The 25,233-nt window shown below is 54.4% G+C and carries 21 protein-coding genes and 1 pseudogene; 14 read left to right on the plus strand and 8 right to left on the minus strand.

Annotation, left to right across the window (positions count from 1 at the left end):
- Positions 1-9: 9 nt before the first annotated feature.
- Both NYE69_RS10485 and ytaF read right to left on the minus strand, forming a co-directional pair.
- Positions 10-224, minus strand: a pseudogene (locus NYE69_RS10485) (peptidylprolyl isomerase); the annotation flags it as partial.
- A 27-nt stretch (positions 225-251) separates the two neighbouring features.
- Positions 252-863 (minus strand): sporulation membrane protein YtaF, encoded by a 612-nt coding sequence (ytaF, locus tag NYE69_RS10490; protein ID WP_340926116.1) that lies wholly within the window; start codon positions 861-863, stop codon positions 252-254.
- Positions 864-1,038: 175 nt separating this feature from the next.
- Between ytaF and NYE69_RS10495 the strand changes: the two genes are divergently transcribed.
- From NYE69_RS10495 to NYE69_RS10510, 4 genes are all read left to right on the plus strand, one after another.
- On the plus strand, positions 1,039-1,245 hold the full coding sequence (locus NYE69_RS10495; protein ID WP_326047188.1) for a twin-arginine translocase TatA/TatE family subunit: 207 nt from the start codon (positions 1,039-1,041) through the stop codon (positions 1,243-1,245).
- A gap of 173 nt (positions 1,246-1,418) precedes the next feature.
- The gene (locus NYE69_RS10500; protein WP_326047186.1) at positions 1,419-1,796 is read left to right on the plus strand and encodes a BlaI/MecI/CopY family transcriptional regulator; all 378 of its coding nucleotides are present in this window, start codon (positions 1,419-1,421) and stop codon (positions 1,794-1,796) included.
- A 1-nt stretch (position 1,797) separates the two neighbouring features.
- The gene (locus NYE69_RS10505) at positions 1,798-3,093 is read left to right on the plus strand and encodes a M56 family metallopeptidase (RefSeq protein ID WP_326047184.1); all 1,296 of its coding nucleotides are present in this window, start codon (positions 1,798-1,800) and stop codon (positions 3,091-3,093) included.
- Between the two features lie 21 nt (positions 3,094-3,114).
- Positions 3,115-4,461, plus strand: a complete 1,347-nt coding sequence (locus NYE69_RS10510; protein ID WP_340926118.1) for an ABC transporter substrate-binding protein — start codon at positions 3,115-3,117, stop codon at positions 4,459-4,461.
- Between the two features lie 68 nt (positions 4,462-4,529).
- Here the strand turns inward: NYE69_RS10510 and NYE69_RS10515 are convergent, their stop codons facing one another.
- Positions 4,530-5,489 carry an MraY family glycosyltransferase gene (locus NYE69_RS10515; protein ID WP_036628648.1) on the minus strand — a complete coding sequence of 320 codons (960 nt, stop codon included), beginning with the start codon at positions 5,487-5,489 and terminating at the stop codon, positions 4,530-4,532.
- A 183-nt stretch (positions 5,490-5,672) separates the two neighbouring features.
- On the opposite strand from NYE69_RS10515, the gene NYE69_RS10520 reads away from it, so the two are divergent.
- Positions 5,673-6,056 (plus strand): DivIVA domain-containing protein, encoded by a 384-nt coding sequence (locus tag NYE69_RS10520; RefSeq protein ID WP_340926119.1) that lies wholly within the window; start codon positions 5,673-5,675, stop codon positions 6,054-6,056.
- A 294-nt stretch (positions 6,057-6,350) separates the two neighbouring features.
- Positions 6,351-6,815: a Dps family protein gene (locus tag NYE69_RS10525; protein ID WP_326047180.1), complete on the plus strand. Its 465-nt coding sequence runs from the start codon at positions 6,351-6,353 to the stop codon at positions 6,813-6,815.
- 80 nt (positions 6,816-6,895) lie between these two features.
- On the opposite strand, the gene NYE69_RS10530 is transcribed toward NYE69_RS10525, so the two are convergent.
- A complete protein-coding gene (locus tag NYE69_RS10530) occupies positions 6,896-8,593 on the minus strand; it encodes a methyl-accepting chemotaxis protein (RefSeq protein ID WP_340926120.1) in 1,698 nt (565 codons plus the stop codon).
- 145 nt (positions 8,594-8,738) lie between these two features.
- On the opposite strand from NYE69_RS10530, the gene thpR reads away from it, so the two are divergent.
- Positions 8,739-9,311, plus strand: coding sequence for an RNA 2',3'-cyclic phosphodiesterase (gene thpR / locus NYE69_RS10535; protein WP_326047177.1), 573 nt, complete (start codon positions 8,739-8,741; stop codon positions 9,309-9,311).
- 69 nt (positions 9,312-9,380) lie between these two features.
- Here thpR and NYE69_RS10540 read toward each other — a convergent pair whose 3' ends face one another.
- Positions 9,381-10,568, minus strand: a complete 1,188-nt coding sequence (locus tag NYE69_RS10540) for an MGDG synthase family glycosyltransferase (protein WP_326047176.1) — start codon at positions 10,566-10,568, stop codon at positions 9,381-9,383.
- A 299-nt stretch (positions 10,569-10,867) separates the two neighbouring features.
- Here NYE69_RS10540 and NYE69_RS10545 point away from each other — a divergent pair, with 299 nt between their 5' ends.
- The 5 genes from NYE69_RS10545 to NYE69_RS10565 all read left to right on the plus strand — a co-directional run bounded on the left by NYE69_RS10545 (position 10,868) and on the right by NYE69_RS10565 (position 19,762).
- Positions 10,868-11,449 (plus strand): TetR/AcrR family transcriptional regulator, encoded by a 582-nt coding sequence (locus NYE69_RS10545; protein WP_036625304.1) that lies wholly within the window; start codon positions 10,868-10,870, stop codon positions 11,447-11,449.
- A gap of 326 nt (positions 11,450-11,775) precedes the next feature.
- Positions 11,776-16,374 carry a glutamate synthase large subunit gene (gene gltB, locus NYE69_RS10550; protein ID WP_340930361.1) on the plus strand — a complete coding sequence of 1,533 codons (4,599 nt, stop codon included), beginning with the start codon at positions 11,776-11,778 and terminating at the stop codon, positions 16,372-16,374.
- A gap of 565 nt (positions 16,375-16,939) precedes the next feature.
- Positions 16,940-17,605 (plus strand): hypothetical protein, encoded by a 666-nt coding sequence (locus NYE69_RS10555; RefSeq protein ID WP_326045064.1) that lies wholly within the window; start codon positions 16,940-16,942, stop codon positions 17,603-17,605.
- A 473-nt stretch (positions 17,606-18,078) separates the two neighbouring features.
- A complete protein-coding gene (locus NYE69_RS10560) occupies positions 18,079-18,993 on the plus strand; it encodes an ABC transporter ATP-binding protein (protein ID WP_340926123.1) in 915 nt (304 codons plus the stop codon).
- Positions 18,977-19,762 (plus strand): ABC transporter permease, encoded by a 786-nt coding sequence (locus NYE69_RS10565; RefSeq protein ID WP_328273241.1) that lies wholly within the window; start codon positions 18,977-18,979, stop codon positions 19,760-19,762. The genes NYE69_RS10560 and NYE69_RS10565 overlap by 17 nt, the downstream gene beginning before the upstream one ends.
- Positions 19,763-19,852: 90 nt before the next feature.
- Here NYE69_RS10565 and NYE69_RS10570 read toward each other — a convergent pair whose 3' ends face one another.
- Both NYE69_RS10570 and NYE69_RS10575 read right to left on the minus strand, forming a co-directional pair.
- Complete coding sequence (locus NYE69_RS10570) at positions 19,853-20,272, minus strand: bactofilin family protein (protein ID WP_340926124.1); 420 nt, start codon at positions 20,270-20,272, stop codon at positions 19,853-19,855.
- Positions 20,273-20,303: 31 nt separating this feature from the next.
- Entirely contained in the window at positions 20,304-21,296 is a 993-nt protein-coding gene (locus tag NYE69_RS10575; protein WP_340926125.1) for a M23 family metallopeptidase, read from the minus strand.
- 190 nt (positions 21,297-21,486) lie between these two features.
- On the opposite strand from NYE69_RS10575, the gene cls reads away from it, so the two are divergent.
- Positions 21,487-22,917, plus strand: coding sequence for a cardiolipin synthase (gene cls / locus NYE69_RS10580; RefSeq protein WP_340926126.1), 1,431 nt, complete (start codon positions 21,487-21,489; stop codon positions 22,915-22,917).
- 4 nt (positions 22,918-22,921) lie between these two features.
- Here the strand turns inward: cls and ligD are convergent, their stop codons facing one another.
- Complete coding sequence (gene ligD, locus NYE69_RS10585) at positions 22,922-23,821, minus strand: non-homologous end-joining DNA ligase (RefSeq protein ID WP_340926127.1); 900 nt, start codon at positions 23,819-23,821, stop codon at positions 22,922-22,924.
- A gap of 459 nt (positions 23,822-24,280) precedes the next feature.
- On the opposite strand from ligD, the gene NYE69_RS10590 reads away from it, so the two are divergent.
- Complete coding sequence (locus NYE69_RS10590; protein ID WP_328273803.1) at positions 24,281-25,228, plus strand: ATP-dependent DNA ligase; 948 nt, start codon at positions 24,281-24,283, stop codon at positions 25,226-25,228.
- Positions 25,229-25,233 lie beyond the last annotated feature (5 nt).

Consider the following 25,233-nt stretch of genomic DNA (forward strand, 5'->3'; position numbering starts at 1 on the left):
ATAGTCGCCGTCAAGGTGCGGGGCATCCGCAACCATGATGAAGAATTGGGAGCCGGCCGAATCGGGAATTCGCCCTTAATGCCGTAGCCCGGACCGCCGGTACCATTGCCATCCGGGTCGCCGCCCTGAATCATGAAGTCCGGAATGACGCGGTGGAAGGTGGTTCCGTCGTAAAATCCGCTTTTCACCAGCGAAATAAAGTTATTTACGGTATTCGGAGCCACCTAAATTTTACATGTTCTATTCTTTATTTATAGCATTTGATGAATTCCGATAAAAATCAGCAGCAGGCCGGAGATGACGGTGGCGTAGTCGCCGAGTTTTTCCGCGGCGTATTTCTCGCCGAATCCGGAGCATAACGCCAGCAATAGGAAGCTGAAAATGCCGACCGACAGCGAGGTGTACCAAATATTCAGGCTCGTGATTCCGGCGTTAAATCCGCCCGCCAACGCGTTCATGGCTAAAGCGATCCCCAGCACGATCGATTCCCCCAGGCTGATCGATTTGGAACTGTCTGTATCGGCTTCCTCGGGATTGCGCAGCAGCCGGGTAAGCGAATTTGCTCCGTTTGCCGGGGGCAACGGTTTTTTCTCGATGAACGGCTGCAGCAGTACCCATACTCCGACCCCCACGATGACGAGCGTTCCCAGTATTTGCCCGATCCAGGGGTGAAACCACAGGGAGAGCCAACTGCCGAACAGCCCCGATACTAGAGTGGCCAGAAAAGAAATGAAGGAGATGGCCAAATTGGAATACCAGGGAATGTGGATTTTCCGCACCCCATAAGCAATACCGACACCCGCATTATCCAGGTTGGACGCGAGTCCAATGGCGATGACAGCCCACAGACCGTAAGAATCCATGATGTTCGCTCCTTTGCGTTACGTGATGACACAGCATATGCCTAGAAGCGGTTTTTGGTTTCTGGAAGAAGCCGTTATCCTGTCCGCAGAAGACGAAGGGGCGCCGATAAAAGGTTTTCATTATCTTTATAAAGTAGTATAATTGCCACAAAGATAATCCTTAGGGGTGATAAATGTGCTTGAGAATTTGTTGCGTCCTTCTCATTTGCTGCTTTTGGTCATAGCTGCGCTGCTGTTGTTCGGTCCCAGCAAACTACCGGAACTTGGGCGCAGCTTTGGCACGATGTTGAAGGAGTTCAAGAGAGGAGCGCGGGGGGATATCGTTGAGGAGGAGAAAACTCAGGAAATCCAAACCGCGACGGAAACGAATAAACCATCTTAGCATAAAAGAATGAGGCGCCCTCGCGGGCGCTTTTTGTTTGTTCTGGGGGTCATGATTGCCATTAAATAGACAAATTTTTTTCAGCGGGTCAGCTTTGGAAAGTATTGACTTTCATTTTAGGCAAGTGTATAACATCATTATAGGCAATTGTCTAAAAAGGAGATGGATAGCGAATGAGCCGCTTCAAAAAACTGCCTGACACCGAGTTTGAAATCATGAAGGTCGCTTGGGCCAATGAACCCCCGATTACGACAGCCATGGTCATGGAACAGCTGGGCAACGAACGTGAGTGGAAAGCGCCCACCGTCATTTCCCTCATGATGCGCCTGGTTGAAAAAGGTTTTCTGCGAACGGAGAAAAAAGGCAAGGAACGCACCTATTTCCCGCTTGTAACCAAGGAGGATTATCTCAAGTTTGAAACGGGAAAGTTTATGCAACTTTATCACGAAAACTCTTTCCTTAGCTTTGTAAATGCGCTGTATGACGGAAAACGGCTCAGCGACCGCGATATTGAAGAATTGGTAAATTGGGTAAGAGAACGGGGGAAGTAAAATGCGGGGATTTCTAAGTACCTTGATCGAGTGTTCCATTTCCATGACCGTCCTTATATTTGGCTTTATGGCCGTCACACCGTGGCTGTCGAAAAGATATGCCGCAAAATGGATTTACTATGCTTGGGCGATCATTGTGGCCGGACTTATTTTTCCGCTCAGGTTCCACGCCGGCGCGGCTTTAATCCCGGTGAATATTATTCCCCCCGCCGAGGTTCGTCAAGCCATGCAGGAATATGGACATACGGCGGGCACCCAAGCTTTAATCCCGGCCGGCAAAGAGAGCTTGGGATTGACGGCGGCAAGTTCCTGGGAGCAAGCGGCGAGAGGCTTATGGCTGGCTGGGGTTGTTATATTCGCCGCTTATTATGGCCTGAAGCATTATCGTTTTCTCAAGCTGGTCAAACGGTGGAGACAACCCGCAGATCCGCAAATGTATGAAATATTGTTGAACATTAAAAGCGATCTCGGCATAACCAAACAGGTCGGATTGCATATCGTCCCCTGCGTGACCAGCCCGATGCTCACCGGTTTCGTAAACCCGGCTTTATTACTGCCCGCACAGCATTTCTCCGCCGATGAATTGCCGTATATCTTCAAGCATGAGCTTATTCATTTTAAACGAAAAGATCTTTGGTATAAAAGCCTGGTATTTGTCGCGGCGGCGATGCACTGGTTTAACCCCGCGGTGTATCTGATGGCCAAGTCGATTGCCAAGCAATGCGAGATTTCCTGCGATGCGGAGGTGGTGAAAGGGGCGGATGATGCCGCAAGGCAGCAATACAGCGAGACGATCCTTCGGGTAATCAGGAATCAATCCAAGCTGCAAACGATGTTTTCCACCAATTTTCACGGAGGTTTAAAAGAGATGAAGCAGCGAATTTTCAGCATTATGGATATAGCCAAGAAAAAGAACGGAATCGTTGTCCTTGGTCTTATCCTCTTAGGAACAATAGGCTCGGGGATAGCCTTTCCGGCCAATCAAGAAGCGGCCGCCGGATCGTATGCTGAAGAAGCCGTTGCATCGGTCCGGGAGCAAGCGGGCACGGCGAACTGGATGGACAGTGAAGAGACCGCGCAGAGTTATGCCGTATATGAAAAGTATGGTTTAACCTTTGATAAAAAAATGCACCGTTTTTATTACCACGGCAAATTAGTCCGTTCTTTTGCGGATGAACTGGACGGGAACGGGACTTACCGTTTTTTCACCTTTCCCGACGGCGCGATCGATTTAGAGGCTGTGCGGAATGCCGATGGCCGCATCGAAAAATTGGTTGAAATCTCGGATAAAAATTGAGATATACCGGGGGCGGTTAAATTGTTTAAGGGGAAATACGCATGGGGGATATTGATCATCTTTGCACTGCTTCTCGGAGGGTGCGCAGGCAGTCCGCCAGCGGCTCCAAATAAACCGAAATCGTTGAAAGTGATGTACTATAGCGAGGAATATTTCAATCAGCAATATGGCGACGTGTTTAGAGCGAAATATCCCGATATAGAAATTGAAGTTTTGGACTACAGCCATATAGACTACGCTTCCGAAGACGATGTGGACAAAGCGGAAATCGAATTTATAAAGCGGGAGCAGCCGGATGTTCTGTTGTTGGAGGCGGAGCAATATGAGCGGTATATCGAAGAAGGACTGCTCATGGAATTGGACACGTTTATCCATAAAGACAATTATGATTTGCAAAGTATCTATCCCGCGATTATCGAATTGCTGCAAGAGAAAGGGAACGGAAAAATTTACGGGCTAAGCCCCCGGTTTTACGAAACGGCGGTTTTTTACAATAAAACCTTGTTTGAAAAATACGGAATAACACCCCCTCAGGATAAAATGACTTGGGCCGAACTGATTGAGCTGGCCAAGCGGTTTCCGCAGTACGATAGCAATGGGGGAAGATTATACGGATTTGGCTTAAAGGACGGCCTGTCCGTCGACATTTTGGCTGATCGTATCGCTTTAACACAAGGACTGCGCGTTGTTAACTCTAAAGATATGAAAGTCACGATAAATTCGGATGCTTGGCGGGAAGTTTTGCAGCTTGCGCTGGATGCTTGCGCCTCTAAAAACGTTTATATTCCGCCGGATGAGCGGACAGGCAGTACATATCGCGATTATTTAATGAACGATCCGTTTATAAACGGTTCTATGGCGATGACGGTGGATGATTTGCTTTTGCTCCAGGATCTTGAAAATGCGCAGGGCAGGAATCGGGACTATGCCGCATTTTCATTGGGAGCGGCGGCCGGGCCGGTCGATTCGCACGCACGCGATCTATCCAATGACATACAGCTTAAAGAGATATGGTCCATTAGAAACGGATCGCCTAATGCGGAAACGGCATGGGAGTTTATCAAATACGTGAATAGCGACGATTACGCGAGAGTGAAGGGGAAGACCATGGACGGTTTTATTTTGTCCAGAAGGGGGCATTATGAAGACCTCGGAATTGACCTTAACGCTTTTTATTCACTAAGACCCAATATTGCAAACCATAGCATGGAAGACAATATTCCGGACAAATTTTATCCATCGTTCGAAGAACTGATGCAAAGAGAACTGCAAAAGGTTGCGGAAAACCAAGTTTCCTTGGACGAAGCTATCAAGCAAATTCAGACAGCGGGGCAATTTATATTGGATGATCTTTTGAAGAAAAAATAAACGGGCGGCCGGCCTTCCGAAGGACCAAATTCGGAGACCGGCCGTTTGCTTTTGTCCGCGCGCCGTCGTTATGTTTGCAGCAGCAACAATATAATCGAGGACAGCCCTAGGCAGGTGCTGACCAAATAAAGCACCACGACCGCCTGTTTCTGACTGAAGCCGGCGCGAAGCAGCCGATAATGGACCTGGCTGGCATCGGCCTGATACGGTGATTTGCCTTCCATCATCCGCTTAATGACGACGAACAGATTGTCGAAGATCGGCACGCCGAGCGCCAGAACCGGGATAAACAGGGACAGCACCGTCGCTTGCTTAAATGCGCCGTCCAGCGCGATCACGGCCAGCATAAAGCCGAGGAAAGTCGCTCCGGCGTCGCCCATAAACACTTTGGCCGGAGGTTTGTTATAGCGCAAATAAGCGAGCGTAACCCCGATCAATGTGATCGACAGCATGGCGGAGTTCGTTTGTCCTTTCGTCACTGCCACCACAAACAACGTTACGGCCGATATCGCCGACAATCCCCCGGCCAGCCCATCAAGCCCGTCCGAGAAATTGACCACCGTCGTTACGCCGAAAATCCACAAAATCGTCAGTATAAATTGCAGCCATTCCGGAAGAAATACATATTGGCCGCTTAGCGGATTCACGAACCCGTTGAATTGAATGCCGGCAAAATAGACCAGCACGGCTGCCGATACCTGCACGATTAGCTTCGGCAGCGCCGGAAAATCGCGGCCTTTCGTTTTGTACCAATCGTCGACGGTGCCGATCGCCAGCAGCAGCAAGCCTCCGCCAAATAACGCCCCGGTTTCCCAGGAGAAATCCCGCGTGAACAGCAGATACGAAACAAAAAAACCGGTAAAAATGGCGTAGCTCGCCGTCAGCGGGATCGGCTGCCGGTGGATTTTCCGCTCGTTGTCGGCGCGGGGCTTGTCCACAAAGTCGAGACGAAAGGCCAGCTTGCCCAGCGGCGGAATGAGAAAATAAACGATCAAAAACGATAGCAAAAAGGAAAGTACGTATAAAATCTTGCTCACCACCAGATGGATAGACTTATTGACTTTTACATCCCATATTATAAAAAGAATCTTAAAACTTGTCGAATACATGCTACAATAGCTGCATACAGTTAACAGGCGAAGGGTGAACCGAAGCCCGTATCTGTGGTACATTATAGGAAAAGGCAAGAACCGTACGGGGGGATAATAAGCATGCAAGACGATTACTCGCGTAAACTTGAAGACCAGAAAGGTCTGTTCAAACAGCTTGGCATCAAGCTGGATGCGCTCTCCATTCATGAAAAGGAATTTGACGTCAAAATGCGCGGTTACGACAAGGAGGACGTGGATCGTTTCCTTGACGAAATCATCGTCGACTATGAGCGCTTTTACGATATCATCACCGATTTACTGGACAAATATAAGGAAATCCAGCGCCGCCAGGCTTATTGGGAAGAAGAGATAAAGGCGTTCGCCGCCCGCAAGCCGCAGCTTGAGCTGGAGAACGCCGTGGACCGCCGCCTCGTCGAAGACGGGATCCGCCAGTTGGAGCGCAGCCTGGAGCAGCTAAAACTGCAGGTTCGCAAGGACAAATAAATAGGGAACGGATAAAGGATGTGAACATTCTAAGGACCGACGCGAAAGGCGCCGGTTTTTTGCATATTGGCGCCGCTTTAGGCGAAGAATAGTCGGGTAGCCCCGAAAATAAACAGCCCTGTTAACAGCCCTGTTCAATCTTCACGGGATGTTCATGTTTCCAAGACTTGCAACTTGGGACGTCAAGTGGTAATATATAAACAAGATTTAGATTTAGTCTAAATTTAAGATTTTAAAAGACACAAATCGAAGCGAAAAGGGCATTAAAATTTTTGGACATAGGAGGAATTTAAAATGGCAAATCAAACGATGACTCAAGTTGATCAACAGCTGCAGAAACAATTGAACCTGCAAATCGCAAACTGGACTCTGATGTACACAAAGCTGCACAATTTCCACTGGTTTGTAAAAGGCTCGAATTTCTTTACATTGCATGAAAAATTCGAATCCTTGTACGACGAAGCTGCCGGATACATCGACGATATCGCGGAACGCCTGCTGGCCATCGGCGGAACTCCGGTAGCTACGCTGCGCGAATCGCTGGCGGTCGCCAGCCTGCAGGAAGCGAGCGGCAAAGAGACGGCCGATGAAATGGTAGCCGCCATTGTCGCCGACTTCGAGACGCTGTCGAGCGACCTGAAAGACGCCATGGAAACGGCCGCCCGCGTTGAAGATGAAGCGACCGGCGATTTGCTTCTCGGCGTTCTTTCCGCCCTGGACAAACATCGTTGGATGCTGAACGCTTACCTGGGCAAATAAGCTGGCCGATTAAACACCGCCGCAAACAAAAGACCTGCCTTGGCAGCCGAACCGCTGCCGGGCAGGTCTTTTTGCAAGGCTTAAACCACCTTGAAGCGGTCGATGAGCCCCTGAAGCTTCTCCGACAAGGAAGACAAGAAGCTGGCCAAAGCATCGATTTCCTGCATCGCGGCGAGCTGTTCCTCGGAAGCGGCGGACATGTTTTGCGCGTTCTCCGCGGTCTGGTTCGCGAACTTGACGATGTTCTCCAGCGAATGAACCAGCCTTTGCGAACTGTCGGAGAGCGCCTGTACGTTTCCGCTGACATCGGTTATAGCCTGGGCGGTAAATTCCGCCGAATTGCCGACATCGGCAAACGAATGCCCGGCGCTGCGGACCAGCTCCGCGCCGCGCCTAACTTCCAGAACGGTCTCGTCCATCGCCCGGCCGGTCGCTTCGATCTGGTTCACGATATGCTCGATCAACGCGGCGATTTGCCGGGCGGAGTCGGCCGACCGCTCCGCAAGCTTGCGGACGGAGGCGGCGACGACGGCAAAGCCGCTGCCGTGCTCCCCGGCCCGGGCCGCTTCGATCGAAGCGTTAAGCGCGAGCAGATTGGTTTCGGCGGTAATTTCCGTCATGATGTCCAGGATGCTTTGGACCTCTTTGGAATTGTCCCCAAGCCCCTGAATCAGCGAGGAAAGCTGCACGATTTTCAGCTCCATCGTCTCCATTTGCCCGCTGCCGAGGCGGATCGATTCCCCGCCTTGCCGCGATGCTTCGGACGATTGCCGTGCCGCCTGCGCCACGTTTTCGGCCCGGCTTGCGATTCTAGCGATCGTACCGGACATTTCGCGCAGCGCCTCCGAATTTGCCTCCAAATTGCGGAGCTGCGTCTCCGCGCCTTCCGCCAGCTTCTGCGTAATGTCCACAGTCTGCTCTCCCGCCCGTCCCGTCTGCTCGGCGCTGGCCGAAAGCTCCTGCGAAGAGGAAGCCACCTGCATGGACATATCGTTCACCTCGGAAATCAGGCGGCGTAAACCGACGATCATCTCTCCGAAACCTCTCGTCAGCTTTCCTACCTCATCCCGGCTGCTTAGCAGCAGCGGCTCCACGGTCAAATCGCCTTGGGCGACGCGGCCAACTTGCCCCGACAAAGTTTCCAGCGGACGGATCATGCGGTGAATGAAGAAGTAAATAAACGCCACGGCGGCCAAAAATACGACCCCGCCGACGGCGAACGGCAGCGCGATGATATCCCAGGTGCGCTCCCCGATAATGGAAGCGTCGAAGTTAATGACCATCAGGCCGATGATCTCCCGGTTCGGATCGTGGTTTCTGTATATCGGTCCGTAACCGCTGAGCAGCTTGGCCCCATCGTAGTCATAAACCTTCGTATAAACGGAATGTTTCATCGTCATGATCATATCCCGGTCCTGCGGACTGAAGTAGAACGAATCCCCTGCCCGGTATCCGCGTTTTTGCAAATTTTCGTCAGCGGCGAGGATTTTGCCGTCCAGGGACATCAGGAACGCTTCCTTGAACAGCGGTTTATGAGCCACCGTCCAATTCAGCCGTTTCTCCAGCTCCGTCAGGCCGGACCGGTCCCCTTGAGCCAATGCTTCGATATCCTTCGGATCGACGAGGCCGGTCGTTATGTTGGCGCAGCCCACGGTTTCGATGCCGACGGACTGTTCGACCTGGGCGTACGTCATCCGGTAACCGAAAAAACCGAGCAAAAGCCCGACGATAACGAGCAGTCCGATTAACACGGAAGTTATTTTTTGTGCGAATCCCATGGTTTCTCCCCTATCTTTTTTGCGGAATGATGTCTGAATATGTAGAATGGTCTAAGACACATTATAATGAGAAAATATTTGCAACAAATAAACAACGTCACTAAAACTAAATTATTGGGAAAAAAATCACAAGAGGTGACACGACATGACAGAAACCGGGGATAAATGGCGTTTGTTCGTGGCGGTTCCCATTCCGGCCGAGGTGAAGCGGAAGCTGGACGACTGGTGCCGCCAGCGGCGGGACCGGCTGCCGTTCCGCAAATGGGTGCACGCGGAGGATTATCATATTACGGTGCAATTTTTGGGAGACATGCCGCCCGAGCGGCTGGGGGAATTGGAGGCTTCCCTTACGAAAGCGGCCTCTGGCGTTGCCCCTTTTCCGCTTGCGGCGGGCGGCTGCGGCACCTTTGGCCGGCCGGCCAGTCCGAGCGTGCTGTGGGCCGGAGTGAAAGGGGACCTGCCGGCGCTGGGCCGGCTGCACCGAGAGGTTGCCGAAGCCAACCGGGAGCTTGGTTTCGTCCCCGAAGAGCGGCGCTATAGCCCGCATATTACGCTGGCCCGCAAATACCGCGAAGACGCGGCGGCGATAAGCGCCGAGGCGCTGCAGGAGGCTGCCGCGTTCGGTTCGTGGACGGCGGACCGCCTGGTGGTCTACCGCACGCATATGCATGAACGCCCCATGTACGAGACGGTGGCCACCGTCAGCTTTAGCCAATGAAAAAAGGCCCTGGCGGGCCTGGCGGTTTTGCCGGTTAATTCCGGCCTGCGGCTTTTTTCCCTCGCTCTGCTAGTTGGCCCGCTGCGCGGCATGGCTTTCGGCGGGGAGATGAGCTCTGGAGGACAACCGGTCCGCCGTTTTCAGCATCTCCAGCACGCTTGCGGCGCATCGGCCCGGCCGGTAAGGCGAGGAAAGGGCGGTCCGCATGCGGCGCGGCTGAACGGGGGCGGAATGCCCCTTGCCGCTGCGGATCAAGGCGAGCCAATCGTCCAAAACGTCCAGCGAAGTCAATTCGGAGCCATAGCCATGGCTGACGAAAAACTCGCGGTTTTTCTCCTCCTGCCCCGGAATCGCTTCGAAAAACAGCATCGGAATGCCTTTGGCCAACCCTTCGGTGCAGGTCATACCCCCAGCTTTCGTGATCAAAAGATCGGCGGCGTCCATCCATTTGCTCACCTCGCGGGTGAAGCCGAGAACTTTCATGTGGGGATGCTGCAGGGCCGGGTGGTTGCGGAGCTTTTCGGCCAGCTTGCCGTTGCTTCCCACGCAGCACACGAATTGAACTTGATCCAGCCAACCCGCTATTCCGGCAATCAGCTCCTCGTCAAACAACAGTCCCCATCCCCCGCCCATCACAAGCACGGTGGGCATATTTTTGAGTCCCAGCTCGGCTCTGGCCTGAGCGGGGTCCTGCTTGACCCAGAATTCCGGATGGACGGGGATGCCGGTCACCTGGATTTTGGCCGGGCTTACGCCGCGGCCCAGCAGCAGTTCCTTTACCTCGGGCGCGGAGACGAGAAACCGGTCCACCCCGGGGCTGACCCAGGAGCCGTGAGCGTCGTAATCGGTAATGATCGTACATAACGGAATGTCTATTCCGGACGCTTTCAGCCGCGACACGATGGCGGCCGGAATCGGATGCGTACAAACGATAAGATCGGGATCCAATTGATTGATCACATCCGCGGCATGCTGATAAAACATTTTATGAAGCGCCAGGCGCGTCAGCTTGCTCACGGGTTTTTCGTAATTTTTGCGGTAAAGCTTGCCGACCAGGGCCGGACTTGTGCTTACGGTCATCCGGTAAGCGGATATAATCCACGGAGCTACCGTCGGATGCAAAAACGACCCGAGCTCCATCACCTTCGTCTGGATATCCGGAGCGAGCTTTCTAAGCCCGGCGGCCAAAGCGTGTCCGGCCTGAGTGTGGCCGCTTCCGAATCCTTCCGATAAGATCAGTACTCTTTTTTTGCGCATGTCGTTCACCTGCTCCAAAGTTTAATCCGGATTCTCTCTTTTTCCTATGGATATTTTATTTCTTTTTTTCATCGGTTTAAAGGGGCTCGGGACGGGTACGGCGCTGGACCTTGGACGGGGAGGCGGCCGCGGATGGGGAATTCGGGCATGTCCCCAAAAGATGATAAAACACCTTGCGGCCGATACTTAATAGTGATAGAGTGAAAATTGACTTAATGACCAAAAATGATATTTCGTTTGATTTTTTATGCGTTTATTTCTTAATTATATCATGTACTTTGTACAAGGAGGTGTCCCTTATGGTGCTGGTGGACCGCCGCAAGCAGGTCGTCGAAGCCGCGGAAAAATCGTTTTCGCTGTTTGGGTACAAAGCGACGACGATGGACCATGTGGCCAAAATCGCGAATGTGGCCAAGGGAACGATTTATACCTTTTTTAAGAACAAAGAGGAGCTGTTCGATGAAATCCTGCGCTCCGTGATTGTCGATATGCGCCGGATCGTTGAGCGTGAGGTGGACGAGAACAAGCCTTTTTTTGATAATTTGCACCGGGTGATGGATGCGATCTTGGAGTACCGGAGCGAACACGAGCTGCTTATCAAGCTGTCGCAGGAAGTGCGGGAAATTGGCACGCCCAAGGCCCGCGAAGGTCTGGAACGGGTCGAGAACAACATTTTGGATTATCTGGAACGGCACATCTCCCGCTCGGCGGAGCGCAAAGAGATTCGCGATTTCGACCCCAAGCTGGTTTCGTTCGTGGTGTTCAAGCTGTACATCACCCTTACGTCGGATTGGAACAAAGCGCATAAACCTTTAAGCAAAGACCAGATCAAAAATTTCATCCGCGATTTTTTGGCAAGCGGACTGTCGCCGGTAAAATAAGCCGGGCCAACCCGCTATCTCGCCGATCATCATCCGTTTCCGGAACGTAAGGCCGGGAGCGGATTTTTTTTTTGGCTGATATTCACACCGGAAGAATATCTTGCATAAGTAAGAACGCTTTCGCGGCAAGAAGCGGCAGAGTTCCCTGAAAAATATAATCAATAGTGCAAAAGAAATAGAATATAGTGCAAAAACAGACGTGACATTTTCCGTTAGAATAAAAGAAAGATTGTTCCGGGCTTATCCGGCCAAGCAAAGGTGATCAGACTCATGAAATGTTTCGTTAATTATCGCTTATTTTACTTATAGAAAGGTTGCGTCAGATGATGAAACACACCGTTACACCACCCAAGCAGGGACTGTACGATCCCGCTTTTGAAAAAGACGCTTGCGGCATGGGGTTTGTCGCCCATATCAAAGGCCTGGCCTCCCATGATATCGTCAGCAAAGCTTTGACGATGCTGGCGAATATGGAGCACCGGGGCGGTCAGGGCAGCGAACCGAATTCGGGGGACGGCGCAGGTATTTTACTGCAAATCCCGCATCGTTTTTTTGCCGCGGAAGCGCAAAGCCTTGGATTCGCTTTGCCCGAGCCGGGCCATTATGGCGTCGGCATGCTGTTTTTGCCGCATGACGAGAAGCTGCGCAGCAAGCAGGAAGCGCTGCTGACGCAAATTATCGAGGAGGAAGGCCAGCGGCTGATCGGCTTCCGCACCGTGCCTACCCGGGACGACATGCTCGGCAAATCGGCCAAGGAGGCCAAGCCGTTCGTACGCCAGGTGTTTATTGGACGCGCCGAAGGAGTGCGGGATGAGCTGGCCTTTGAACGCAAGCTGTACGTAATCCGCCGGCGGGCCGAATTGGCGATCCGGTACGGCGGGGCGGAGGGCGGAGACGCTTTTTACGTATCCAGCCTTTCCTGCCGCAAAGTGGTCTACAAAGGGATGCTGACGACGGAACAGGTCGGCCGGTTTTACCTGGATTTGAATGACGAACGCCTGGAATCCGCAATCGCGATGATTCACTCGCGCTTCAGTACGAACACGTTTCCGAGCTGGGAGCGGGCCCATCCGTACCGCTTTATGATTCACAACGGCGAGATCAACACCCTGCGCGGCAACGTGAACTGGATGCACGCCCGCCAGTCGATGCTTGAAACCGATGCCTTCGGCGATGATCTGGAAAAAGTTAAACCGATCATCAATCCGGACGGTTCCGATACGGCGATGTTCGACAATACGTTTGAATTTCTGTATTTGAGCGGCCGTTCCCTGCCGCATGTGGCTATGATGATGGTCCCTGAACCTTGGGCCGGCCGGGACGATATGGATGACGATAAAAGAGCGTTTTACGAGTATCACAGCTCGCTGATGGAGCCTTGGGACGGACCCGCGGCGATGGGCTTTACCGACGGGATTCAGATCGGCGCGATTCTCGACCGGAACGGCCTGCGTCCGTCGCGTTATTATGTGACGAAAAACGATCTGATCGTATTGTCGTCGGAGGTCGGGGTGCTCGATATCCCGGCGGAGGACGTACTGTACAAGGACCGGTTGCGCCCGGGGCGGATGCTGCTGGTGGACACGCGGGAAGGACGGATCATTTCCGACGAGGAAGTGAAGTCGGCGATCGCCAAAGAGAATCCGTACCGCGAATGGTTAAGCGAGCATATGATCACGCTTGAGGACCTGCCGGAAGCGCCGGAGCTTCCCCAGGAAAGCCATGAGGATATCTCGCTGCGTCAAATGGCGTTCGGCTATACGTACGAGGATTTGCGCAAAGTATTCGAGCCGATGGCCTTGACCGGGGCGGAAAATATCGCTTCGATGGGTTACGATGCGCCGCTGGCCGTGCTGTCGGACCGGCCGCAGCGGCTGTACAACTACTTCAAGCAGATGTTCGCGCAGGTAACCAACCCGCCGATCGACGCGATCCGCGAGGAACTGGTTACTTCCACGATCACGACGATCGGGCCGGAGCGTAATTTGCTGAAGCCGGAGCCGGAAAGCTGCCGGCAAATCCGCCTCGATTCGCCGATTTTGTCCAACGAGGACTTCGCCAAGCTGCGCCATGTGCATCGTCCGGGATTCAAGGCGATCACGATTCCGATCCTGTTCCCGGCCGATGAAGGAGCCGCAGGGCTGCGCAAGGCGCTCGATACGCTGTGCGAGGCGGCGGACCGCGTCATTGCCAAAGGCCACAACATCCTGATTTTGTCCGACCGCGACGTCGATCCGGAGAACGCGGCGATTCCCGCGCTGCTGGCGGTCTCCTGCCTGCACCACCATTTGATCCGCGAGGAGACGCGGACGAAGGTGAGCATTCTGCTGGAGTCCGGGGAGCCGCGCGAGGTTCATCATTTTGCGCTCCTGCTCGGCTACGGAGTCAGCGCCGTAAACCCTTATCTCGCGTTCGAAACGCTGCAGGATATGATCGGCCAAGGCATGCTGAAAGGCGTGTCGTACGAAAAAGCGGTCTACAACTTCATCAAGGCCGCAACCAAGGGTGTGGTCAAAACGCTGTCCAAGATGGGCATCTCGACAATTCAATCCTACCGCGGGGCGCAAATTTTCGAAGCGGTCGGTTTGGAGGCGTCGTTTGTCGACCGGTACTTTACATGGACGCCTTCCCGGATCGGCGGGATCGGGCTGAGCGAAGTGGCCAAGGAAACGCTCGACCATCACTTCCGGGCGTTTACCGACAAGGACGGCAAAGACAAGGTGCTGGATTCCATCGGGGAATACCAGTGGCGCGACGGCGGGGAAGAACACTTGTTCAACCCGCAGACGGTGCATCTGCTTCAACAGTCGGTGCGTACGGGCGACTATAAGGTGTATAAAAAGTTTGCCGAACTGGTTCAAGGAGAGAACGAAAAGTATCTCACGCTGCGTTCCCTGCTGGAGCTGAAGCCGGTTGGACCGAAGGTGCCGCTGGAGGAGGTCGAATCGGCGGAATCGATCATGCGCCGGTTCAAGACGGGCGCGATGTCGTTCGGCTCGATCAGCAAAGAGGCGCACGAGACGATCGCGATCGCCATGAACCGCATCGGCGGCAAGAGCAATACCGGCGAAGGCGGCGAGGACCCGGCGCGTTACGTGCCGGACGCAAACGGCGATTTGCGCCGCAGCGCGATCAAGCAGGTGGCCTCGGGCCGGTTTGGCGTCACTTCGCATTATTTGGTCAATGCGGACGAGATCCAAATCAAGATGGCCCAGGGGGCGAAACCGGGCGAAGGCGGACAGCTGCCGGGCCGCAAGGTGTATCCGTGGGTTGCGGAGGTGCGCGGATCGACGCCGGGCGTGGGCCTGATTTCGCCGCCGCCGCACCATGACATCTATTCGATCGAGGACTTGGCGGAACTGATCTACGACCTGAAGAACGCCAACCCGCAGGCTCGCATCAACGTTAAGCTGGTGTCCGAAGCCGGGGTCGGCACAATCGCGGCCGGGGTGGCCAAAGGCCGGGCGGACGTGATCCTGGTCAGCGGCTATGACGGAGGAACGGGGGCTTCGCCGCAGAGCTCGATCCGCCATGCGGGTCTGCCTTGGGAACTGGGCCTCGCCGAAACCCATCAAACGCTGATGCTGAACAATCTGCGCGACCGCGTCGTGCTGGAAACCGACGGCAAGATGCTGACCGGACGGGACCTGGCCGTCGCCGCCCTGCTGGGCGCCGAGGAGTACGGCTTCTCAACGGCGCCGCTCGTGGCGGTCGGCTGCATCATGATGCGCGTCTGCCAGCTTGACACCTGCCCGGTTGGGGTGGCCACACAAAATCCGGAGCTGCGGAAAAACTTCACCGGCGATCCGCAGCACGTGGTGAACCTGATGAAGTTTGTCGCCGAGGATCTGCGCGAATGGATGGCGGAACTTGGCTTCCGCACGCTGGACGAAATGATCGGCCGCACCGACTGCCTGGACACTATTAAAGCCGTGGACCATTGGAAAAAGAAAGGCATCGACCTGAACTCGCTGCTGCATATGCCGGAGCTGCCAGAAGGCGGCAGCCGCTATTGCACGAAGCGGCAGAACCACGGGATTGAGGAGACGCTCGATGTGACGAAGCTGCTTCAAATCGCTGCGCCGGCGCTCGAGCGCGGGGAAGCGGTCAGCGCGCGCCTGCCGATCTGCAACGTCAACCGGGCGACCGGCACCGTGCTGGGCAGCGAGGTGACGCGCCGCTACGGAGCCGAAGGGCTGCTGGAGGACACGATCACGCTGCACTTCGAAGGTTCGGCGGGGCAAAGCTTTGGTGCCTTCATTCCGAAGGGCATGACGCTAACCGTGGAAGGCGACGCCAACGACTACACCGGCAAAGGGCTGTCCGGCGGCAAAGTGATCGTGAAGCCGTCGCCGCGGGCGACATTCGTGCCTGAGGAGAACATCATCATCGGCAACACTTCGTTCTACGGCGCTACGGGCGGCGAAGCGTACATTCGCGGCATCGCCGGCGAACGGTTCGCGGTCCGCAACTCCGGCGCGAATGTCGTCGTCGAAGGCGTGGGCGACCACGGCTGCGAGTACATGACCGGCGGACGCGTCGTCGTCCTGGGCGGAACGGGCCGCAACTTTGCGGCCGGGATGTCCGGCGGGATCGCATACGTGCTCGACGAGAGCGGCGATTTTGCCGGCCGCTGCAACCTGGAGATGGTGCTGCTCGAAGCCGTGGAGGATCCGGCCGAAGCCGATCAGCTCCGCACGATGATCAGCCGCCATGTCCTGTACACGGACAGCGCGGTGGGGCGGCGGGTACTGGACAATTGGCACGAATCTTTGCCGAAGTTCGTCCGCGTCATCCCGAAAGACTACAAACGGATGCTGGAGCAAATCCGCAAAGTGGAGAACGAAGGCCTTAAAGGCGAAGCGGCCCTGCTCGCCGCCTTCGAAGCCAACGCTCGCGAATTGGCCAGAGCCGGCAAGGACTGACGAGATAACGGCATATTGAAACGAATATACGAGAGTTAAACCGTAAAAGCCCGGAGGACCTGAGTTGATCAGGCCTCCGGTTTTTTCTATAAGTGCGAGTTTGACGTCGAATCCGTATCATAACCTGCTTCGAAACCAAACTTTTTGCACAATTTCTACTTGCTTGTTTGCTTCTTCATCACCCCGTTCTGGGGCACGTTGGAAAAATCCAATAGATTTTCCGGATTGTTGGCCGCACTAATATTTTCATTGGAAAAATCCAATAGATTTCTTCAAATCGGCTCGATTTGCCGCTTTGTGGACCAATCTATTGGAAAAATCCAATCAAACTTGCAGCGAGGGGCACCATTTTGAATTCTATTGGAAATTTCCAATCAGAATTAACTCAAGTGTTATCCGAGGCAAGTAAAGTGAGAGAAAACCCGCCAATAAATTTCAAAACGATTCTAAATTGCTCTGCGGTAGGGGCGCATGTTATACTAAATTCAGACGAAGAACGTCCATTACGCATATCGAAGTATGCGTTGGGACGTTCTTTTTTTATGGCGTTAGGGGAGGGAAACTCATGGAGTTTGAGAAAGCTCATCAGGCGTTTTTAGAGCATCATTTGTCCAGTAGGGCGGGAGAAAGGAAGGGCAGGCTGCTTCGCGGGCATCAATATGCCGAGAAACTTCTATTGCAAAATGTGTGGTGGCCGCTGTTCGGAACTCTTGATAACCTGCACCCGGAATATGAAGTGTATGATTGGAACAGGAAGTCGCAGTTTCTCGATTTTGCCTTTTTGCCAGCCTTTGGCCGGTTTGGTTTGGAATGCGATGGGTTTCAAAGCCATGTTAAAGACATGGATCGTGAAAAGTTCAGTTATTCGCTGAATCGGGATACGTTTTTAACCGGGATGGGCTGGACTATGATCCATTTCTCCTTTGATGATGTGCAGCAGCGTCCCGAGGTATGCCGCATGTTGCTTCAGTTAGTAATCAGCCCTTATCTTCTGCGAAGCGGCAGGGATCAGGGGTTGCCCGTCAGGGAGAAGGAAATTCTCCGTTTGGCTTGGAGGCTGGGCGGAAGCGTCCGGCCAAGGGACTTGATCCAAGAGCTTGATATCGACTTTAGGACAGCCCGTAATCGGCTGCGCGCCCTTTCGGCCAAAGGAATGTTGGGCCCTATCGAAACGGGACGTGGGGTTCGCGCATACGAGCTCCGGGAACTGGCATTGAACTATCTTCACTAGGCTTAAAAGATCAGCACAGCAAAAAGGAACTGGGGAGCAGAAGGAGCGGGTTGGGTTGCCATGCAAGGCGTGCAGGAGGAGTAAGCTTGTTCGTCCTTGCAAGGTGTGCAAGAGGAGTAAGCTTGTACGTCCTTGCAAGGCGGCAGGAGGGGTGGATTTGTATGGACGTGCAAGAAACTTAGCAGTAGGTTCGCAACTTATGTTTGACTATAATCGTGTATTTTTCTATATAGGTTTGGCCTGGAAACAAGCGGGTTAAAGGGGATGCCCTTTTGTGGTAGAATATAGAAATATTCTTGATTATAATATTACCTGATTATAATGGTGAAGTTCGGTGATATCGTGCAATCAATGTGCCATGCATTCCAGGTGTTGTTTTTGGCCAGGCATTATTTTTGTTGCACATTTTGAAGTATAATAAGAAGTTTCGAAGCAAGGAACTATCGACAAACAAGAAGTAAAGGGGGAGCAACATGACGGTGGCGGAGGAGCCTGTTGTGCGGATTCAGGGCGTGAGCAAAACGATCGGCTCCAAGACGTTGATCGATTCTTTGACGCTGGACATTCCGGCGGGGCAGGTGTACGGGTTTCTTGGGCCGAACGGGGCCGGAAAAACGACGACGATCCGGATGATGGTCGGCCTGATGTCGATCTCCAAAGGCGATATTTTCATTCAGGGGGCCAGCATCAAGCAGCATTTCGAACAGGCGATTTCGCATGTGGGGGCGATTGTGGAAAACCCGGAGATGTACAAGTTCCTGACCGGGTACCAAAATTTGCTGCATTACGCCCGGATGTCGCCGGGGGTGACGAAGCAGCGGATTTGGGAAGCGGTTGAGCTGGTGGGCCTGGAGCAACGCATCCACGACAAGGTGAAAACCTATTCGCTGGGGATGCGCCAGCGGCTTGGCGTGGCGCAAGCGATTCTGCACCGGCCCAAGCTGCTGGTGCTGGACGAGCCGACCAACGGCCTCGACCCGCAGGGGATTCGCGAGCTCCGCGATTACTTGCGGACGCTGGCCCGCGAGGAAGGCACGACCGTGTTCGTCTCCAGCCATTTGCTCGCGGAAATGGAGCTGATGTGCGATACGGTGGCCGTGATTCAGCAGGGGCGGCTCATCGACGTCAAACCGCTGCGGACGGAAGGGGAAGCGGAACAAGGGCGGGAAATCGCCTTTGAGGTTAGCGACCCGGAGCGGGCTGCCGGGGTAATCGGAGCCGGCCGCGTTCAAGACAGCCGCCTGATCGTCGCGGCGGACCGGACCAAGGCGGCGGAAATCAACGCGAAGCTGGTCATGGCGGGCATTTCCGTTTATGAAATCCGGGCGTTGACGCGTTCGCTGGAGGATCAATTTCTGGAGCTTACGGGAGGTGGGCGTATTGAGTAATTTTTGGCGGCTCGTCCAAAACGAAAATATGAAAATATACCGCCGTTTACGCACCTGGATCATGGCCGGACTGCTGGTTCTGCTGACGTTCCTGTTTGGGACTTTGTATGCGCTGGATGGAGGAATTTCCACGCTCAGCGCCTGGGACGCCGTGGATCAGCTGACCTTTCTGTATTATCTTGTCGGCATTTTCGCCGCCATCGCCGCCGCCGAAGTGGTTGCCGGAGAATTTACGTGGGGAACGATCAAGCTGCTGCTGATCCGTCCTTGGACCCGCACGAAGGTGCTCGCTTCCAAGCTGCTGGCCGTGCTGTTGTTTACGCTGGCGATGTCGGCGGTGTTTTTTGCCGCGGTGCTGGCGGTCTCTTTTCTCATCTTTCCGGACATGCCTTCGGCCGTGTTTCCGGAAGGGGCAAGTCCGGCCCTGTCCATTCTGGAAAATTGGCTCTATAACTACATAAAGTTTTTCGTGATCACGATTTTTTCTTTCATGCTGTCCACGGTTTTTCGCTCCGGCGGACTTGCCATCGGTTTGTCCATTTTCATTTTGTTTGCCGGAGACCTGTTCGCGGCGCTGTTTAACCCGGTGCGCTTTCCGTGGGCCAAATACATCCTGTTCACCAATATGAATTTAAGCCAGTACTACGGCGGACGTACAGGACCCGCAGGAATGACGCTCGGCTTTTCATCGGCGGTGCTGGCCGCGTACGTCGTGCTGTTTCTTCTTATTTCCTGGTTTGTATTCAAAAAAAGGGATGTCGCGGCTTGACCGTCAAAACAAAAAGTTCCCGTTGGCATCCGGCAGGCGGGAACTTTCATGGATACCCGGGGGTTCCAGTGCCTTGGGCACCCCCGGAGATTACCCTGCTTCCGGCTGCGCCGATTTTTTTCGCTTCTCCTTAGCGTTCGCGGGTGCGGGAGCAGGGGCGGCCGCGGCCGGTTCCATTTTGCTTGAGCCGTTAAGCTGCCCGCCTTCGAGAATGATCAGCTTGGCGACGTCGACATTTCCGTCAACCTGGCCGTTGCCCGTAATTGTCAGCTTCCCTCTTGTCGATATATCGCCGACCACTTTGCCGGCCACGACCACTTCGCCGCCTTGAATGTTCGAGCGGGCTTCTCCGGTCTCGCCGATCACGACCTGTCCCAGGCACTCGATTTCACCGCTGAATTTTCCTTCCAGACGCAGGTTCGATTTGCACTCCAGTTTGCCTTCGATGCTGCTGCCTTGGCCGATTAACGTGTCGGTGAGTCCTGCGGCATTTTTCCTGTCTTTTAACATCGTTCACTTCAATCCTCCATACTTAGGATATTTACTTCAAATAGGGCAGGGGATCGACGGGTTTGCCGGCCTTCACGATTTCAAAATGAAGATGCGGCCCGGTGCTGCGCCCGCTGCTGCCCAGCTTGCCGATCTGCTGTCCTTTGTCGACCGTGTCTCCTTCGGTAACACCGATCTCGTTCAAATGCAAATACCAGCTTTGCAGGCCCCCGGGATGCTCGATCACGATATATCTCCCATGGGAGCTGTCCCTATCGGTGGTGATGACTTTGCCGGCTCCGGCGGCGTAAACGGGATCGCCGAGCTTGCCGCCGATATCGATGCCGGCATGAAAAGCGGCCCGGCCGGAAAAAGGATCCGTCCGGTACCCGAAATTCGAAGTCAGCCGCGCGGATAGCGTGGGCCATTCCGAAGGCGTGCCGGAAATGGAATATTGCGTTTGCCTTGCTTTTTTGAGCGTAACCGGAACGTTTTTCTCCATTTCATCCAGCATGTCGCTCATCATCGCAAAATCGTCGCTCGTCTCCCGGGCAAGGGTTTCGATTTCATTGTCGTGAACGGCGATAAATTCGCCGCCGATCCCGCTGTCCGCAAGCGAATCCTGCGAATTGTCCCAGGACAGGGAAGACAGCTTGCCCAGCTCCTTCGAATCGCCGTACTTATCGATGAATTTCTGAAGCTGGGCCTCCAGCTCCGCCACGCGTTCCATCCGGTCCATCATGTCCTTGGACTGTCCGGAAAGCGCAATCACTTCATTTTGCAGACGCTGGATCGCTTCGTTTTTGTCGGTAACGACCGCTTCAAAAGCGATGGTCTGCGATTTTAATTGTTTTTCCAGCTTGGAAACGGTATGGTCCGATTGGATTTGCAGGCTGACGATCAGGCCGGAAATCGACAGCAGCGCCAGCAGCGGGACGGCAACAACGAGCGGCTTGGACACTTGAACCTGCTTGACGGGCTGGTTGGCGTCGCGAAGGACAAGCAGCGTCATCCGGTTAGGGTTCGGCAAGCTTACACTCCTCATGGCATCTCCTCCCCTACTTCTCGAGTTGGTTCTATATCTTATCTATTCCTATGACTCTTAAATCATGTCAAAAATGTAATCCCTGTCTGATATAAATCGCGTTTTACGTACGAACCGTCACACAAGGCGAGCGGGATGAATAAACCGGAGGCCGGATGGTTAAAGCTGATGGCTAGGGGAGGCTGCACCTATGATCTGGTTGCTTGTAGTTTTACTCGCGTACATCGCTCCAATCGCTATGATTCTCATTTTGGAGTTCAGGAACCCTAGCAAGGCCGTGGCTTGGATGTTTATTTTGTTCCTCTGTCCGTTCATTGGATTCATTACCTATTATTTCGTGGCGAAGGACTACACCAAACGCAAATGGCTGCGGCTCCGCGGCCGGCGGCCGTTTCCCGAAGCCCAGGCGAAGCTGCGGAAGCGGATCTCTATCGTGAGCACGGCCGAAGAGGCGCAGAATCCGGCATTTCAAAATCAAAAACGGCTGTTCGGGCTGCTGACGCATTGGCCGAAAAATCCCATCACGGGCCGCAATCAAACGCAGGTGTACTCGGAGGGCGAAACCGCTTTTTCCGCTATGCTGGAGGAAATGGAGAAGGCGAAGGACCACATCCATGTACAATTTTACATTTTCCGCGCCGACGGGATTGGCTCCCGATTTCAGGAGGTCATGATCCGCAAGGCGAAAGAAGGGGTGAAGGTGCGGCTGCTTTGCGACGGCTTGGGCAGTTATCTGCTGCGGGCTTCCTTTGTCCGCAGGCTGCGCGCGGAGGGAGTGGAGGTTTATTTCTTCCTGCCGCCGCTGACCGCTTTGCAGAGCCGCCGGTTGAACTACCGCAATCATCGCAAAATTATCGTTGTGGACGGAACCGTTGGATTTGTGGGCGGGCTGAATGTCGGTGACGATTATTTGGGGCTGTACGCTAAAACCGGGTACTGGAGAGATACGCATTTGCAGCTGCGCGGCGATGCCGTTTATTTTTTGCAGATGACGTTTGTGCACGACTGGCGGCTGGCTTCCGGTCTGCGGATCGAAGGACCGGGCTTGTTTCCCGACCATCGCTGCGAGGGCAGGGAGCAGGTGCAAATTTTAACGAGCGGCCCGGGGCAGCCGAGGAACAACATCCGGGAAATGTGCTTTGGCGCGATGTCGGTGGCGACAAGGAGAATCTGGATCGCATCGCCTTATTTCATCCCGGACGAGGCGGTTTATACGGCTTTAAAAACGGCGGCCCTCAGCGGAGTCGAAGTGATCGTCATTTTGCCGTATCACGCCGATCACCGGCTGGTCAAGCTGGCTTCGCTGTCGTACGTTGAGGAACTGCTGGCCGCCGGGGTAAAGTTCTATCAGTATACGAAGGGTTTTATCCACGCCAAAGTCCTGCTGGTCGATGATCTGCTTGCTTCCGTCGGAACGGCGAATATGGATATGCGCAGCTTTTTCTACAATTTTGAAATGACCGCGCTGCTGTTCGATCAGGGACCGATCGCAAAACTCGCGGACGATTTCGAACGGGATATATCCGACTCGGTCCCGATCCGGCTTGCGGAATTTGCCCGGCGTTCGCGCTGGCAAAAAGGAATGGAGCTGCTTGCGCGTTTGCTGTCGCCTTTGCTGTAGCGGGTTACACCTTCACGGAGCCGCGCAAATGCTGCAGAATCAGCTTGACGGACTGGGGCGGAACGGCCGCCAGTAAATCCCCGCGTTCCTTCAGGCGCCGGCCGATGTTCAGCAGGTTGAAGTCGGACGGTTTGGGATCCTTGCGCACCTCCTCCCAGGTCAAAGGCGTCGAGACGCTGGCCGCGGCGCGGGCTCTCGGCGTGTAGGGCGCGGCCAGCGTCTTGCCGCCGTAATGCTGCAGATAGTCGAAATAGATTTTATCGCCCCGGTCCTTTTTCAACCGTTCGATGGTGAACAGGCCCGGATGTTTTTCGGTGACGTAGCGGGCCACAAAGTGGCCGATGGAGCGCAATTCATCGAAGGTAACTCCGTATTCGACGGGGACGATGATCTGCACGCCGGTGGCCCCCGACGTTTTGGGCACGGAGGCAAGTCCCAATGAAGCCAAAACATCGCCGACGATGGCGGCCGCCTCCATGATCCGCGGCTCTTCCTCCCGGGACGGATCGAGGTCGATCATCCATTCGCAGGGCAAGCTTTCCCCTACGTAATGCAGCGAAGGATGAAATTCAATGCAGGCCAAATTGCCCAGCCAGAGCAGGACGGGCAGGCTGTCCATAACGACGTACCGGATGTTCTCGTGCAGCGCCGTGCGCACGAACGGCGGGAGCGGGTCGGGCGCGTTTTTCTGGTAAAAAAATTTGCCGTGGATGCCCCCGGGATAACGGATCGTCGTCAGCAGGCGGTTTTTGCAGTATTTCAGCAGGTACGGCGACAGCTCGGCGAGCTTCTCCAAATAGATCCGTTTGCTGATGCCGGCTTCCGGCCAGAGCAGCTTGTCGGGATTGGATACGGGCACCTCCGCTCCATCGACGAGGATGGTGCCTTTGATCGATTTCGGCATGCGCTTGGGACAGCTCCTTTCATGGGGGCGGCTGAGGGTGCATCATGCAGGCATACAGGCATCAGGCATACAGGCATCAGGCATACAGGCATCAGGTATACAGGCATCGGGCATACAGCCACAGGCCGGGGTCCCCCCGCGGGTTATTATCTCTAGGCTTGCCTGGGGGCGCGGAAACTATGAGCCGGCGGGAGAATGGAGCTTGGCGGCGATGGGCAAACTTGGAAGACATCGAGCTATAAGTTGAACTAAACAAAAGTTCGGGAATAGGCAAGAGGGTGAAATGATTCTGAAGAAGCGAAGCGTTCGCCTTTGTGAGCGGATTTCGACCATACATGAATTTAATTAAATCATAGAAATCCGAGAACAACAGCGATCGTAAGAACATTTCACCCGGCTGCCTTTATCCCCCCTACAGTCATTAGTTCAACTTAAAAAGACAGATGGAGGCAAACACTTATGGATTTAAAACCGGTCGCGCCGTTTGAACCGATTCGCAGCGAAACGATCCCGCAGGGGGAAAACTGGGTGGCCCAGGTCAAATGGGACGGCGTGCGGATGCTGACCTACCGTGACGGGCGGGAGACGCGCCTCATCAACCGCAAAGGCAACGACCGGACGGCACAATATCCGGAATTCATCGACGTCCCCTCGTACTGCCGGGCGAGCTCGGTCATCCTTGACGGGGAGATGATCGCTTTATCCGGGGGCAAGCCTTCTTTTCATGAGATCATGCGGCGCGACAGCCTGCGGCGGGAACGGGAAATCCGCTTTGCGAGCGGACGGATTCAGGCCATTTACATGATTTTTGATATTTTATATTACGACGGCGGCTGGGTGACCGGACGCACGCTGGCCGAACGCCAGCGGCTGCTGCAGGAGATCGTCGTTCCCGGCGACCGGGTGCAGCTTGTTCCCAATACCCGGGATGGACAGCTTCTGTTTAACCTGATGAAAGAGCGGGGCTGGGAAGGCATCGTCTGCAAAAAGCTTGACAGCCCGTACCTGATCGGCGGCAAGGATGGCAGATGGGTCAAGCGGAAGCTGGCCCGGGATCTGCATGCGGCGATCGGAGGCGTTACGTACCGGGACGGCATCGTTAACGCGATATTGCTCGGCTTATATGACGCCGAAGGGCGGTTTTTGTACATCGGACATGCGGGGACGGGAAAATGGAAGGTTCGGGAGTGGCGCGAGCTGACCGCCAAGATTCCGGGGCTCGCCGTGCCGGAGCGGCCGTTTTACAACGTGCCCGAACGCATCAAAGGGGCCGTCTGGATTCAGCCGGCCCTGACCGTAAAAGTGCAATTTCTGGAGTGGACGCCCGGCGGAACGATGCGCCACCCGATCATACAAGGCTGGGGGGGCGTCCCGGCGGAGGAATGCAGCGTTTCGCAAAACATGTAGCTCCG

Origin of the sequence: Paenibacillus sp. FSL R5-0527, assembly GCF_038008055.1 — a bacterium.
In the GTDB taxonomy this organism is placed as follows: domain Bacteria; phylum Bacillota; class Bacilli; order Paenibacillales; family Paenibacillaceae; genus Fontibacillus; species Fontibacillus macerans.